The organism is Bradyrhizobium sp. UFLA05-89 (assembly GCF_059803475.1).
On sequence record NZ_JBANBA010000150.1, the window covers coordinates 1 to 15,824 of the forward strand.

Sequence of the window (15,824 nt, forward strand, 5' to 3'; positions counted from 1 at the left end):
TAGGTCGCCGCGATCTTCTCGTAACCGCGCTCTGCGTAGAAACGGCCGGCAATCTCATTGGCAATTGCCTGGTTGTGGACAAAGCCGTTTGCCTGTGCCGAAAGGATAGCTTGTTCGTAAAGCTTCATGGCATCGAACGCGCGGCCATTAATCCGGGCAATCTCCGCACCAACCAACACAGCGCGGTTCTCGAAGTTTGCCGCACAGCGCGCCGCCCATACTTCGAGTTGTTTTTGGTGGGCCACAAGAGCCTCAAAATGCGGCTGTTTCTCGTCTGGAGATGCAAAATTCCATGCTGCCGCGTGGCCGAGCGCACTATAGAAGCAATACTCCGCCGTCTCAAAATGTGAGGGTGAGGTCCAAAGTAGCCGTTGCGCTCTCGATGACGCATCCATGGCGGAACCATAATCCGCAGCGAAGAACCGGGCTTGTAGCTTACGGACCCAATATCGAAACTCGAGCAGCTTCAGGACCGGATTACTCGCTAGGTGGCGCTCGAATCGAAGCTCATCGAATCCCTCGTGGTTGAAGGAGCCAAACGTCGGAGTCAGTCCGCTAAGCGTTCGAATAAATCCGAGCTGCATGGCGAGATTGTCAATGACGAAGCCGAACCGCACCTTCTGCGCATACTCGAAACCCTTCTCGGCTTCCCGTTCCACCTCAGCAAGCGGGTCTCCTGCTGCCAAAAAGTTGGTTATCAAGTGATTACAGCTATAAGCCGCAAATGGAATGTCCCCTGTGCGGTCGGCGGTCGCAAAGGCGCGACGTACCAGATCACGTCCCTCTAAGACATGTCTTGCCCACGGCATGACGATGTTCCCGAAGGACATGTACGTTCGAGCTTGATAGCGCTTTAAGCCGCGCTTTTCTACTAGTTCATAGCCAAGCCGGCCGAAACGAAAACCGTCCTGATAGTTGCTGAAGCGAGGTCCGGCGATCTGGGCGAACCATACATAAGCGAAGCATGACCCATCGCTGTTGCCATACTCGAGGCTCAGATTCACCATTCGACAAACAACGAGCGAAGATAAGTTCTCCTCGATATGCATTGCCGGAAACTCGGCTAATATATCTAGAGTGGCGAGTAAGTCCGGATTGCTCATCAAAGGCAAGTCGACGAGTTCCTCGATTTGTCGACTTCCAAGCTGGGACCAGATTCGATCGTATTCGCGTTGTACTTCGATACTGGTCGGATGAAGTGACCAATCAACGCCTTCACGCTGGAGGTATTCAAGGCATATCTCGACGCCGCGATTGCTCTGGTCCAAAGTGGTATAAAGCGTGAGCCGCAAACGCGTGACTGCGGCGATATCAAGGCCGCTTCTGGCACGACGCGCTAGCATCGAAAGTCGATTTTCGGCCGCCACCTTACTTGCGATCAGCAATTCGCACTCGGCTGTTAGACATTCGATGGCGAAGATGAGCTCGTAGTTGTGGTCCCAAATCCGCTCGGTCAACAACGCCCGACCAGCGGCGAGATACGATAACGCTGAAGTATACGCCGTTGAGATCTTCGCGCGTCTACCTGCAATTAGATTCAATTCTGCGACCCACTCACGCTCCTGATCTGACGTTATGAGATGAGAGCCACGATTGAGCTGGTTTACGATATCGAAGATCTTCTCTTCGATTTGCGCTGGCGAAATGCCGACTGCGAGGAGGCGGCCAATTCGAATATGAGCTTCGGCGCGGGCCGTTTCAGGTATTAGTGAATAAGCCGCTTCCTGGACACGATCGTGCAGAAACCTATAGGCGCTTTCTGAGGGGAGAACGAGCCCAACTCGGACCGCTTCCAGGAGATCGCGATGCACTACATCTTTAGAGCCTCCGTAAACCTTCGTAAGTAGTGCGAAATCCGCGCTGTTGCCTAAACAGGCAAGCTGTTGCAGTGCGTTTTGAGTTCGAACGGGCAACCGACTCAACTTCCCAATCATTAGGTCCACCACGTTATCGGTGTAGCCCTTTGCGTGAATGCGATTCAGATCCCAAGACCATCGCGCGTTGCAGTGGTCAAAAATCAGTAACGCCTCCTCGGCAAGCGCATAAATAAACTGATTAGCGAAGAATGGATTGCCAGCAGTCTTCTCTTGAACCAGTTGCGCCAACGAGGTGGCGCGCTCCGGCTTGCAGTGAAGGGAATCCGCAATCAATTGTCCCAAGTGTTCACGGGCCAGGGGCGCGAGGGTGATCTCCTGCACAATTGCGCCAGCTTTGCGGATCGCTTCGAGCCTGCGCGCCAAGGGATGGGCGGAGTCCACTTCGTTGTCTCGGTAGGCGCCAATCAACATCATGTACTGCACGTCCTGCCGGCTCAGCAGATCTTCGAGCAAATCGAGCGTTGCTGTATCGAGCCACTGCAAATCGTCGAGGAACAGCGTAAGCGGATGCTCCGGCCGTGCGAATACAGCGATGAATCGCCGGAATACCAATTGGAATCGCCGTTGTGCATCCAATGACGGAAGGACAGGAACCGGCGGCTGTTCTCCGATGATTAGCTTCAATTCGGGGACAAGATCGATGATAAGCCCCGCGTTTGGCCCCAACGCCTGGCGAAAGGCATCGCGCCAGATGCTCAGCTCTTCTTCCTCCTTGCCGAGAAGCGGGTGGACAAGGCTCCCGAAGGCCTGCGCGAACGTGGCATAAGGAATATTACGTTTGTATTGGTCGAACTTACCCGAGGCAAAAAGGCCGCGGGGCGGTACGAGCACCTTGTGCAGCTCATTGACTACAGAGGACTTGCCGACACCGGAATATCCGGAGACCAGCACCAACTCCGGCACACCGGTCTTGACGATGCGATCGAAGCAGGAAAGCAACGTCGCGATCTCACGATCTCGTCCGTACAGCTTTTCGGGAATTAGCAGCTGGTTCGGCGTGTCCTCGAGGCCGAGCGGAAAGTCATCAATGCGGCGGCGCGCTTCCCATTCCGCCAGGCAGCGTCGCAGATCGCGCTCGACACCGCCGGCGGTCCGGTAACGATCCTCGGGAGTCTTGGCGAGCAGTTTCATGATGATCGCCGAGACGAGCCCTGGGACACTCTCTAACCGCTCCCTTGGCGGCACCGGCTTTCTGGCAATATGGCAGTGCACCCACTCCATCGGATCGCCCGCCGTTAATGGCAAAACGCCCGTGAGCATCTGGTACAGCGTGACGCCGAGGGCGTAGAGATCGCTGCGGGCGTCGACCGAGCGGTTCATCCGCCCGGTTTGTTCGGGTGCCATATAGGCAAGCGTACCGGCGATGGTCTCGGGCGGCTCGGGCGCCTGCCGCTCGCGGGATAGGCGCGATGCGACGCCAAACCCGGTGAGCCGCACGTGTCCATCCGCGCAGTCCACCACGACATTAGCTGGCTTGATGTCTTTGTGGATGAGCCCGCGCTGATGAAGCTTGGCCAGAGCCGAACTAACACCGATAGCCAGGCGCAAGAAGCGTCCTACCTCCACGGGCCCAGCGAGCAAACGATCGAGCGGCTCCCCGCCCGGATCATCGAGCACTAGTACGGTCCGACCGGCGTCGCGAATGAGGGCCAACGGCCGCGCCGCCCATGCCCCGTCGAGCTCATCTTTCAGCTCGTATTCGTGCGTGAGGCGATCGAGTCTTGTCCGGGAAGGGTCGTCGGTGGCAGGGGCAACAAGCAGCACGGCGATCCGGTTGCCATTGTCATCGAGTCGCCAACCACGGCTGAACACGCGCTCGCCATCCTCCCACAACACCTGAGAGCAACCGTCCGAGTACGCGACGTACAGCGACTGCTGCACCATCTGTCAGACTCCGGCGTCGGGCCTCGGCTTGAAGTCGGCTGATGAAGCTATTCGAGTGCCACGCGCGCGGCCTCTCGCCAGCCCGAAGAAATCGTACTCCATCGCCCGAGAAATGCCAGCCGTCCCTCGGGTTTGCCTGATACGGCGGACGCGGATTCTCCTTCTTTTTTAGCAACAATTTGGAGCGCCCGGCTTTAGGACAGCACACGCGCGTCAATACGCGCCATGCTCGCTGGTCCGGAGGGGACTCTGGGCGCAACTGCGACCCAGAAGGAAGGATCATGACGGCACTTGAACCAAGCAAGTGAAATGCACGCACGGACAGCTTCGCAGCGTTGCACGCCGGAAAGACGGCGTGCAGCTCGACCGGGCCCATGTCTCAGTCAGCGAGGAAGCGCACGAGCGGCCCATCCGAGATCCCCTCCTCGCGGCTCCCTACGATGATCGAGACTAGCCCGGCGACGGCCGCCAATCCGATCCCGTTGAAGGTGAACGACCAGGGAGCCGTTGACGGTCACCGAGGTCGCCTTCCTCTCTTGGTGAACGACCATGTCCGCCCGAGTCCCGGGGCGACGCAAGGCTCGTCAAGAGTCGGCAGCACCTTGACGGAGAACAACAGCCCATGGAGCTTCATCAAGTTCGCTACTTCCTCGCCGTCGCGTCCACGCTCACCTTCACCCCTGCGGCCGAGCAGTGCGATTCACGCAGCCCGCCCTGTCCAAGGGGGTGCAGAAGCTCGAGCAGGAGCTCGGCGGCCAGCTGATCTACCGCGAGCGCCAACTGACGCAGCTCACCGACCTTGGGAAGGAAGTCCTTCCAATGCTGGCGCGCACGCTGGCCTCGGCAGAGACACTGCGTAGCAGAGCCTAGGAATTCCAACACAAGGAGGTCGCGCCCCTGAACATCGCCCTCGCAGCCTCGCTCGTCCTCGATCTGATCGCTGAGATCGAAAAGTTTGTCCCTGGACTTCAGGTCGAGCTGCGCGAGAACGCAGCGGAGAAGCTCGTCGACCTCTTGCTTGAGGGGAGATCAACGCCGCAATGGTCGGGAGATTCAGGACGTGCCCGCTCGCCTCGACGACTGGTTGCTGCTCGAGGAACGCTTCGCCGACACACCGGCTCGCAAACCGTCCCTCGATCGGCATCGATGATCTCCGCGAGACCGTCTTGCTGGAACGCACCGGAGATCCAACGGTCGTATTTCCCCGAGGAACTCCCCGCCTGGGCCACTGCAGCGGCCACGCCTTGCACCTACAGCATATGGCCGCAGCTGGCTTGGGCGTGATGCTCATGCCCGAGCACATGCCGAGCCTTCCGACGCTCAAGACCATTCCGCTCGGAGGTGACCTAATTTCGCGGGAGGTGCGGTTGCTGACTGTCCAGGGGGCCGCTATTCGCCGGCGCTGGACGCTTTCGTCTAGGTCGCGCGGCTTCGCGACTGGTCGGTCGAACTCCCCAAATGCCGCGCGCAACGATCGCGGAGGTGTGATCACGACACGCACGCCGGCGGGCAATCGCTTCCAGCCAATGACGTCTTACTGATGCCAAACCAGACCGACAAGACACTCGCCCAGATTCGCACCGAGCTGTTGACCATGTTCAGCGCCGCGGACTAGGAGTCATCCAGCCACCTCGTGGGCTCCCTGCGGATACGGACGTGGCATCGCGCGCATTGAAGGTCGGAGACGTTGCGCCGGATCGACATAGGCCGCTATGATCGAATAAAGCGTTCTAGCCTCCGATTTCGCTGCCTAGCGTGGGCCCGAACAGCTCCCATCTGTCGCCCTTGAACCTCCTGAGTTGCACCTGTTTGATCGGCGCGTAATCGATCGGGCTGGTGTTGATCTTGATGCCGGGCAGCAGGTTGGTGGTCCTGAAGTCCTTGAGGTTTGCAGCCTGCTTCATCACGTTCTCGCGCGTGAGGTTATCGCCGCACTGCTTGAGCACCTGCACCAGCGTCTGGGCCATATTGAAGCCTGTCATCACCAGACTGTCGTCCCGATTGCCTTGGGGGAAATCGTCGGCGAGGAAGTCGTCGAAGGCCTTCATACCGGGATCATCCTTCCATTGCGGATCGAGCGCGTCCATCAGATGGGTCACCGAAATGATGCCCTGTGCGTTTTCGAACCCGGCGGGCTTGATGACGGCTCCGATGGAGGTGCTGACGCTATTGAGGACGTGCACTGGCTTCCAGCCGATTTCGGCCGCCTTCCTGATGGCTTGCGCCGTGAACTTTGGCGTGGTGATGTCGACGAATACGTCGGCATTGAGCGACTTCATCTTGACGACGTGCGAGTCGATGGTCGGCTCGGCCACCTCATAGGCGTCTTCGGCAACGATCATCGACGCAGCCTTGGCGCCGAGGCCATCCTTCAGGCCTTTGAGATAATCCTTCCCGTAGTCGTCGTTCTGGTAGAGGACGGCGATCTTCGCGTTCGGCTTTTCCTTCAGAATATACCTCGCGTAGATCCGTGCCTCGTTCTGATTGTTGGGCGACCAACCTATAGTCCACGGGAAGTTCTGCGGATCATTCCATTTGCTCGCGCCGGTCTGCACGAACAGTTGCGGCACTTTCTTCGTGTTCATATATTTCTGTATTGCGGTGTTGGACGGCGTGCCAAGCGAGCCGAAGATGAGGAAAACCTTGTCGCTCTCAACCAGTCTGCGCGCCTGCTCGACCGCTTTTGGTGGACTGTAACCGTCGTCATAGGAAATGAAGTTGATTTTGCGGCCGTTGATGCCGCCTTCGCCGTTGATCTTGCGAAAGTAGGCGGCCTCGGTCCTGCCTGTAGTGCCGTAAGCCGACGCCGGGCCGCTGTAGGGCATGATGTTGCCGATCTTGATTTCGGTGTCGGTTGCGCCGGCATCGTATTTCTTCTGGGAAAGTGCGCCGCCGCCGCTGGCAGCGAGCATTATGATGGCGGTCGAAAACGCCGCCAATCGTCGCGCGACGAAGGACATCTCGTTTCTCCCTATGAACCAATGAATGTGCCTATCGTTATTGGAACACTCGGGAGACCTCGCCCGGATCTCTTCTCCGAGAGTGAACACCATTCATCAGGCGTTGTCGATCTTCACGAACGTCACTCGCGTGCGCTTTTGGCGTCAGTTCGCAAGATTCGTCAATGGAGCTGCCCCTAATTCTCAAGACGAGATTAAGCGGCGATGAGGCGGATAGCCGCGACTGCTTTCGTCCGGCGGTCACAAGCCATGTCGGATGGTCTTCGCAAACATCGTGTCAATCGGCCCTTTTAATGCAATTTGTTGTCAAGGTCTCTTTTCGAACTCTCCAACGGCACGTCGGTAACGCTCGCGTCGTCAGAGCTGGTCAAGTTGCGGAGCACATATTGCTGGCCGAACAACAGGCCGTGGAAGAGCAGTCTTTTGCGGGAGAACCTGCGGCCAGCCTTCCGGCGGCCTTAAGATGGCAGACGCCTTGTAGCATGAGCGCGCGACGTTGAGGGACCTAACAAACTTGGGACCGCGCGCGCGACGTTTCAAAATCGGACTCGGCCAAGTGACTCCCCGCGCCAAATAAGTCGAAGCAGGATATCCAAAAGTCGAAGTCCCACTCCGCCAAAGTCTATCCCAGTTTCGTCCTTCCTGTCAGACGTGCAAACGCAAGTGCAGTTGAGAACTTGCGTGTCGCAGGGCAAGCTCACCTCGCATCGCTTGTAGCGGCTTCCGGGCGATCCTGAATAGGACCCGGAGTTCGACTCCATGCGACAAGATGATGACCAGTTGACGGCACGACTCCAACTCAAGCGAACGGGAGAAGCGATGGCAGAATGCCGCCCACCACTTTCGCCCCCCACGCTACGAGCCGAACTCCAGCAAGTCCGTTTAGGCGAGAATTTATCGAAGCCGTGCGATTCGCGGCACAACCCTGGAGATCTGCAACAACTTTCAAGATCACAGGTGCTGCCGATAATTCGATCTCCGATCGATGGAGGCGACTATGACTCGTCCATTTTCGATCCGGCTCGCCGATTGGATGGTCGCGTCGCGGCGGACGCGATCCATCCTGTCGTTGAAATCTCTCCTTCCGAGGGTGTGGTACGCCTTACCGTAACGGGGGACGGCATGGCGGCCGAATGTGTGCGTTTCACCAACCGAGGCAGAATCCGACATCGTTTTCGGGCTCCAATGCATATGCTCGTGATGTACGAGAAGGGGGAGCGCCGCGACGGAGAGACATTCGTGGAGGGTTTGCCGCTATTGGCGCTCCGGAACCTCCAGCGGAAGCTGACATTCGTGCCGGCCGGCCGCGAATTTCACGATTGGCACGAGCCGCGTGGGTCGCAGATGCGGCTCATGTACTTCTACTTCGAACCTGAGAAGTTGAAGGCTCTTTCTAAGCGTGGCATCACTGACCTACCGAACGCTCGCCTACTATTTGAGGACGAAACGCTATGGCAGACCGCGCTCAAGCTGAAGACGTTTGTTGAGAGCTCTGCAAGAGACGCGATCTACTTCGAGAGCCTCGGTACTCTGCTTATACATGAAGTCGTGCGCTTCACTTGCAGGATGTCCAGCATTCAACCTCAAATCCAAGGTGGCCTTGCACCGTGGCAGCAACGACTCGTCACAGCCTATATCCAGGAACATCTCAATGAACGGATACCGATTGGCACGTTGGCGCGGCTCGTTCGTCTGAGCCCGTATCATTTCTGCCGGGTATTCAAGCAATCTCTCGGAATGCCGCCTCATCGGTACCAAACCACCCGTCGTGTTGAGCATGCCAAGTTGCTGCTGACAAACCGCGCAGGCTCGATGACGGAAATCGGTCGGGCGGTAGGCTTCAGCAGTCGTAACGCGTTCGCCACGGCGTTCCGGAAGGCGACGGGAATTGCTCCGGCGGATTACCGGCGGAGCGTGGCTCCTCCTATGACATATGAATGACCCGCGACGAGGCGACCAAGTTTGCTATTCGGAAAGTGGAGGCATCTCGGCCTCGCATTGCGATGAGGACGATCGGGCTGTCGGCGTCCGCTAGGAATGCAGCTCACGAGCCGGAAGACGACCTGCATTACGAGTGATGGCCTTGGCGGCATCCGTTCTCGCGAACGAAGCGGTGACCACGGTATCGCGCGTAACGGATCGTGTTGATCTTTAAACCGCCGAACCCGATAACACACGGCATCGGAGATCTGCCGTACTCGATGTTCGCATAGCCCACCGGCACCGGCTAAGACTGATTTTGCCATCTTGGCTAACCCAGCCGGAAGACTCTTGGCGAACAGAAAGCAGAAATCCCGCCGCGGGAGTTCAGCAAGGCGACCGAAAGCTGAAGCGGCTCAGGGGGAACGGCCCGCCCGCCCAAAGGCCACAGAGCGATCCTGTGGCGTTCCGTAAAATTTGCCGGCTTACAGCAAGAGTACTGAGAACCATCGACCTGGCGAAGTTTGCGGCCACGAACCATGGCGTTCCGCGCTGGAACTCGCGCGGCGCCATGTGTTGAACAGCCTTCGTGAAGGTGATATTTTTTTGCTAACTTGGGAGATTATCCCGTGGTGCAGCATTCTATTCAAAAGCGTGCGGTAGCCGAGGAGCCAACTATAGTCGTCGTTGACGATGACAAGGACTTCCGCGACTCACTCGGAGATTTGCTTAACTCGGTCGGCTTCAAGGTCAAATTGTTTGGGTCGGCCGCGGAGTTGCTCGAAGGCGGATTGTTACCCGACGTGGCGAGCTGCCTCGTACTTGACGTCAGATTGCCGGGCTTGGGCGGTCTCGATTTCCAAACCCAGCTGTCGAAAATGAATGCTTCCATTCCCATCATTTTCATGACCGGCCACGGCGACATTCCGATGTCGGTCAAGGCTATGAAGGCAGGCGCTGTGGATTTTCTGACCAAGCCGTTCCGCGATCAAGACATGCTGGATGCAGTGACGATCGCGCTTGATCGCGATCGGACGCGGCGGAAGGCAGAGCGGCGCCTCACGGACCTGAAAACGCGCCTCGAGCGTTTGAGCCCACGCGAGCAAGAGGTGATGGCTCTCGTGACCGCGGGCTTAAAGAACAAGCAGATTGCTTTCCAGCTAGACGTAGCTGAGATCACTGTGAAGGCACACCGCGGCCACATGATGCAGAAGATGGGTGCGCAATCGCTAGCCGAGCTTGTCAAAATAGCGGAGACGCTTGGCATAAAGTCGCCGCGGTCCTAATCGCTTCGTGATGACAGGTGCCTCCATCAGCGAAGACATCGTTTTTTGCGCAAACCAACTGATGCTTTTAATCAGCTGCCGGAAGGGCCCCGTTGCCGCGTCGTGCGCAACGGCTTGGCATCAACGCACGCGTTCGGACGTGGCCCAACCCCGGTTGAACCATTCAGAAGTTCTGCATCAATTATTCCAAAGTATAGCATCGATTACTCCGAAGTGTGGCATCGCCCGTCCACAAATATAATCGTCTGTCCAGACCCTGGTCGTTACAGTGCGATGATTCGATAGCCGCGCGGCGTGCTTCATGAGACATAGAACGCGAAATGCGGCGGAGCGCATCCCCAGCGATGAAGGCGGGGATATGTCTAGCAAGATTCAGATTTCGATCATCGATGATGATGAGCAATCTCGCGCGGCGTTAGCGGGTCTCATGCAGGCAATGGGTTTCACGATTGAGGCATTCCCGTCCGCAGTGGATTTTTTGGCGTCTCCCGAACTCCACCATACCTCATGTTTGATCGTTGATGTCCACATGCCGCGCATGACTGGGACTGAGTTGCATAGCCGCTTGGTAGGATGTGGCTATGACATACCAACAATTCTGATTACCGCTTACCCCGATGACAGCGCGCGAGCTCGGGCTCTGGGTCAGGGCGTCGTTGGCTACCTGACCAAACCCATCGACGAGGAAGTTCTGCTCGGATGCGTTGAATCGGCTCTACAGCGCGCCAAATCGGATGAAAAACCATCATGACCGCTCAATCAGCTGCCGGCGCCCCGCCAGGAGTTCGGTCTGTTGTGGTTCGCGTCCGGGCCCCACGTTTGAAACTTGCCGCGTTCGGACAGCTGAAAATAGCATCTGCTTTCTCTAGCGTCCCGATGCTCAGCTCGAAGATCGTTGCTCTTTGAACGGGTCGCCGTAAATGTGATATCCGTTAAATTCCCATAAGCCGGGCGATTCGCGATCCAACAACTCGATCCCGCGCACCCACTTCACGCTCTTGTACGCATAGAGGTTTGGCACCACGAGGCGCATCGGGTAGCCATGCTCACCCGTAAGGGGTTCGCCGTCATGCCGCAGGGCGAAAATCGTCGTCGGGCGCAGAAAATCCGAGATTGGCAGGTTTGCCGTGTAATTGTTCTCGCCATGGACCATCACATGCCGCGCCTCTGGTCGCATCTTCACTCGCTTCATCAATTCTGTGGCGAGTAATCCTCCCCAATGGTTTTCGCACCGGCTCCAGCCGTTCACGCAGTGCATGTCCGTAAATACTTCGCTCTGCGGCAGATTGGAGAGTTCTTCCCATGAAAGCCGCAGCTGCTCCTCTACCAGTCCAAAAACGCGAAAATCCCACGTCCTGGGACTAAAGCGCGGCACCGAGCCCACATGCAGCACCGGCCATTTGAGCGTCAGCGACTGTCCTGGGGGCAGCCGCCCAGCGGCACGCATCTCACGCTCACGTTCGCATCGCTCGTTCGATTGCACAAATAGCTCCACCGCAAAAGTATAGCGCGGCCTAGCTGGCGCACGTAGTCATTTCGGGGCCTGAAACGCGGTCAGCCGGGTTGCGCGGACTTCACCATTGGGTCCTGATAATTCACACTCCGAGAAGCGACCTATCAAGATGCTACTCCAGCCCGAAGCGGCGAAGGGGGAGCCTCACTGCTCCCCGTCACCGATCTTGGAGTTAGAACTACTTGCAGAGTCGGAAAGTAAGCCGGGAACAGTCTTGCTGGTATTGTGACGGAAAATGTTGACGGCTCCGATCACCTCGTCCTCGTTGTCACGAATTGGAAAGACATTAACGAGCGCCAGAAGACGATCACCATTGGGATGCTCGCAAATCACATCGGCGTTCCGAACGGTGGCGCCGTTGTTGATCACCACGGAAGGTGGTGCAAGTTCGTGCGGCATCACTTGACCTGAGGGGTAACGAAGAAGGTGTGAACCGCAATACTTTTCGGAGGCCAGAGTCGGCGTGCGTCCCCAGCCCGCGATTGCAGCTTTGTTGCACTTGACGACGGTGGCATCCTTTTCGAGAACGTATATCCCTACTGGGATAGAATCCATTGTCGCTTGGTCTGCAAGAATTCCTTTTGCGACAAGGTGCCCGTCAATGACTTCTCCTCGGAAGTCGATTTGGTCGAAGTCGCCATCCAAAATCATCTTGCTCGTTGCTAAGCCAGTATCTGTCACGCTGGTTGCCATTTTCAACCTCCTTTGCGCGAAAGAGCCAATGGATGATGAAGCTCCATTTTGCCCATCTGTCCCGTTTGTCAAGATGACACTTCAGACTATGCCGATAATTTTGCGGAACCTCTTCAAGTCCTGGAGAAACGTGCTTCGCGGAGACATCTCCGATAGCGCGACTATGAGCCAGATGATGTGGGCAACGAGGACGAGGATAGCGCGCGACGTGGATGGAGCGCGAAAGATCGCGGGTAACCACAGTTCGCCGTTCAAACCACCTGTTTTCGGAACACTAAACGTACGTTTTGCAGATTCAACACGTTGCGGGCGGCGGCGTTCAGGAGACATGGTCGAAAAGCCACAATCCATTAAGCGGAGTTCTCGAGGTTTGGCTCGGCTTTATGAGCAAACGCGCCGCTGGAGGCTCCTGCCTTCGGCACATCTGCGCAGAGGCTTGGCGGAAGCCAACGCACTCGCCCGGTGAGCAGGAGTGCCGCTGCGGGAGACTCTGTCGATCAAGAGTCCCACTGTTGTTCGATAGAAGTTCCAATTCGTTAGAAAGATTGAACCAACTCGACAGCCGGGTTAGCGTCCGATCCAAATGAATACTCGGAGGTCGTGATGCCGTGGCGACAAGAATGTCACCTATCCCGGGGCTCTCCGGGTACGTGCTGGTGCCCCTGCGGGAAAGCGCGGACTTTACCCTTTACCGCGGCCGAAAGCACGACGACCCCTCACCGGTCCTAGCGACCGCACTGTTCGAACCGCCGTCGCCTCAGAGTATCAGGCGGCTCATGCACGAATACTCGCTCGCAGCGGAACTCGATCCCGCGTGGGCTGCCAAGCCTCTGGCCATTACTCGTCACGAAGGGCGGACGATCCTCTTACTAAACGACCCTGGCGGTCAGCCGCTGGATCGGATTCTCGAACGCGACCAGCGGCAACCGCTCGACCTGAGCCGCTTCCTTAGCACCGCCATTGGGCTGGTCAGAGCACTCGGTCAAGTCCATCAGCATGGCCTCATACATAAGGATATCAAGCCTGCCAATGTCCTTGTCGACGACACCGGCAACGCGTGGCTCACGGGGTTCGGCATTGCGTCCCAACTTCCGCGCGAGCGCCAGTCGCCCGAACCTCCGGAGTTCATAGCGGGAACGCTCGCCTATATGGCACCCGAGCAGACGGGACGAATGAACCGTTCGATCGATTTCCGGAGCGACCTTTACTCGCTTGGGGTGACCTTTTACGAAATGCTGACCGGGAGTCTTCCATTCGCGGCCTCCGACCCGATGGAATGGGTGCACTGTCACATCGCGAAACAACCAGCCGCACCCAGTGAGCGGATGGGAACCGTGCCGGCCTCGGTCTCCGCGATCACGATGAAGTTGCTCTCCAAGACGGCGGAGGAGAGATATCAGACAGCGGCGGGAGTTGAGAGCGATCTTCGGCGCTGCCTGTCCCAATGGGAGTCCCAGGGGTGGATCGATGACTTCACTCCTGGCGCTCGCGACACCCCGGATCGCCTCCTGATCCCCGAAAAGCTGTACGGGAGAGACCGCGAGGTTGACACTCTGCTCACCGCCTTCGACCGCATCGTTGGCGGTGGCCGAGCAGAACTGGTGCTGGTCTCCGGATACTCCGGCATCGGCAAATCCGCAGTCGTCAATGAGCTCCACAAACCACTTGTGCCGCCACGCGGCTTGTATGCATCAGGCAAATCCGATCAGTACAAGCGCGACATTCCGCATGCCTCGTTGGCCCAGGCGTTTCAGAGTCTCGTCCGGGGGCTCCTCAGCCAGAACGAGGAAGACCTGCGCAAATGGCAGGGCGCACTTCGTGAGGCGCTGGGTCCCAACGGACTGCTCCTCGTCGATCTCGTCCCGGAATTGAGGCATGTCATTGGCGAGCAGCCGCCGGTGCCCGAATTGCCGCCGCAGGAAGCGCAGAGACGTTTTCAGATCGTATTTCGACGGTTCATCGGCGTATTTGCGCGGCCTGAACATCCGCTCGCGCTCTTCCTCGATGACATGCAATGGCTGGATGTCGCCACACTCGACCTCCTCGAGGATTTGTTGACCGGCAACGATTTGCCGCACCTACTGCTCATTGGTGCGTATCGGGACAACGAGGTCAATGCCACCCACCCGCTGGTACGTAAGATAGAAGCGATCCGTCGGGCCGGAGCGGCAGTGCAGGACATCGTTCTCACACCGCTCAGTCGCGACGATCTAGGTAAACTGCTTGTGGACTCCCTTCACTGCCAAATGGAGCGCGCGGCCCCACTGGCAGACTTGATTCACGAAAAGACCACGGGCAACCCATTCTTCGCAATCCAGTTCATTTCTACTCTGGCGGATGATCGTCTGCTGACATTCGATTACCGCGCGCGGAGTTGGGTTTGGGACCTGCTCCGCATTCGTGACAAAGGCTTCACGGACAATGTTGTAGAGCTGATGGTCGAGAAGTTGAAGCGCCTTCCGCCAGAAACTCAGAAGGTACTCCAGCAGTTCGCCTGCATGGGCAACAGTGCAGAGTTCGAGATGTTGCGGATGGGGCATCAAGGCTCGGCCGAGGACATGCACGACCATCTATGGGAAGCCGTGCGATCGGGCCTCATCTTCCGTGCGGAAAATTCGTACGGCTTCCTGCACGACCGCGTGCAGGAAGCCGCCTACTCGCTTATCCCTAAGGAGTTGCGTGCCGAGGCTCACCTGCGCATTGGAATGCTCCTCGCCGAGCGCACGCCCGCTGAAAAACGTGAGGAGGCGATATTTGAGATCGTTAATCAGCTCAACCGGGGCTCCCATCTCCTTACCTTAGTCGAGGACCGCGAGCGCGTTGCAGAACTTAATCTGATCGCAGGCCGGCGCGCGAAGCTCTCGACAGCATACGACTCGGCGCTCAAGTATCTCAGAGCCGGCAGAGCCCTTCTTCCAGAAGAGACTTGGAAACGTAATCACCAGCTCATCTTCTCGATCGAGTATCTAGCAGCCGAGTGTGAGCTGCTGACCGTCACGGTTTGCCTCGCCGCCGGGGATCCACTCGCGGAAGTGCAAAAGGAATGCGAGAACGGCCTAGCATTTGCTAGGCGGGTGCATTTCGGCTTGGTCATCGAGCGCTGCGGAGCACAACTCGGTTTGATCCTCACGTTGCGCGGGCTGACTGCAACTTTTGGGTGCCTGGATCACAAGGGATACAGCGAACTCGATACCGAACGCCGCTTGGCCAAGAGCCCCGCTCTGGTGTTCGCCGAGTTCTATTACTGGACCCGAAAGCTGCAGGCGCACTTTTTCGCCGGAGACCTTGCGTCGGCGGTGGACGCCTCACTGCACGCGGAATCGCTGCTTTGGACGTCGGCGGCAATGTTCGAGTCGGCGGAGTATCGACTCTATGGCGCGCTGGCGCATGCGGCGATCTGGGATCACGCCACACCGGAGGAGAGACCGAGGCATTTCGATTCTGTGCTGGACCACCACCGGCAGCTCCAAATGTGGGCGGAGATCAACCCTGAAACCTTCCAAGATCGCGTCGCCTTGGTAAGCGCCGAAATCGCCCGCATTGAGGGCCGGGTACAGGACGCTCAGGAGCTGTACGACGAGGCCATCCGCGAGGCTCACAAATACGGGTTCGTGCACAACCAGGCAATTGCCAATGAGATTGCCGGCCGTTTCTACGCAGAGCGCGGTTACGAGAAGATCGCGGCGACCTA

The 15,824-nt window shown here is 57.8% G+C and carries 10 protein-coding genes; 6 read left to right on the forward strand and 4 right to left on the reverse strand.

What is annotated here, in order from left to right; all coding sequences use genetic code 11:
• Positions 1-3,761, reverse strand: a 3,761-nt coding sequence (locus tag SO139_RS41770) for an ATP-binding protein (RefSeq protein ID WP_498541860.1), incomplete at its 3' end; no start/stop codon positions are given.
• A gap of 693 nt (positions 3,762-4,454) precedes the next feature.
• Between SO139_RS41770 and SO139_RS41775 the strand changes: the two genes are divergently transcribed.
• Positions 4,455-4,631, forward strand: coding sequence for a LysR family transcriptional regulator (locus tag SO139_RS41775; RefSeq protein WP_498541861.1), 177 nt, complete (start codon positions 4,455-4,457; stop codon positions 4,629-4,631).
• A 170-nt stretch (positions 4,632-4,801) separates the two neighbouring features.
• Positions 4,802-5,302, forward strand: coding sequence for a LysR substrate-binding domain-containing protein (locus SO139_RS41780; protein WP_498541862.1), 501 nt, complete (start codon positions 4,802-4,804; stop codon positions 5,300-5,302).
• A 189-nt stretch (positions 5,303-5,491) separates the two neighbouring features.
• Here the strand turns inward: SO139_RS41780 and SO139_RS41785 are convergent, their stop codons facing one another.
• The gene (locus SO139_RS41785) at positions 5,492-6,721 is read right to left on the reverse strand and encodes an ABC transporter substrate-binding protein (protein WP_498541863.1); all 1,230 of its coding nucleotides are present in this window, start codon (positions 6,719-6,721) and stop codon (positions 5,492-5,494) included.
• 759 nt (positions 6,722-7,480) lie between these two features.
• On the opposite strand from SO139_RS41785, the gene SO139_RS41790 reads away from it, so the two are divergent.
• The 3 genes from SO139_RS41790 to SO139_RS41800 all read left to right on the forward strand — a co-directional run bounded on the left by SO139_RS41790 (position 7,481) and on the right by SO139_RS41800 (position 10,678).
• A complete protein-coding gene (locus SO139_RS41790; protein WP_498541864.1) occupies positions 7,481-8,662 on the forward strand; it encodes a helix-turn-helix domain-containing protein in 1,182 nt (393 codons plus the stop codon).
• A gap of 608 nt (positions 8,663-9,270) precedes the next feature.
• Complete coding sequence (locus SO139_RS41795; RefSeq protein WP_498539207.1) at positions 9,271-9,927, forward strand: response regulator transcription factor; 657 nt, start codon at positions 9,271-9,273, stop codon at positions 9,925-9,927.
• 358 nt (positions 9,928-10,285) lie between these two features.
• Entirely contained in the window at positions 10,286-10,678 is a 393-nt protein-coding gene (locus tag SO139_RS41800) for a response regulator transcription factor (protein WP_498539211.1), read from the forward strand.
• Between the two features lie 129 nt (positions 10,679-10,807).
• Here SO139_RS41800 and SO139_RS41805 read toward each other — a convergent pair whose 3' ends face one another.
• Positions 10,808-11,410 carry a sulfite oxidase-like oxidoreductase gene (locus tag SO139_RS41805; protein WP_498541865.1) on the reverse strand — a complete coding sequence of 201 codons (603 nt, stop codon included), beginning with the start codon at positions 11,408-11,410 and terminating at the stop codon, positions 10,808-10,810.
• 174 nt (positions 11,411-11,584) lie between these two features.
• Positions 11,585-12,133 carry a PAS domain-containing protein gene (locus SO139_RS41810; RefSeq protein WP_498541866.1) on the reverse strand — a complete coding sequence of 183 codons (549 nt, stop codon included), beginning with the start codon at positions 12,131-12,133 and terminating at the stop codon, positions 11,585-11,587.
• Between the two features lie 620 nt (positions 12,134-12,753).
• Between SO139_RS41810 and SO139_RS41815 the strand changes: the two genes are divergently transcribed.
• Positions 12,754-15,824, forward strand: a 3,071-nt coding sequence (locus tag SO139_RS41815; protein WP_498541867.1) for an ATP-binding protein, incomplete at its 3' end; no start/stop codon positions are given.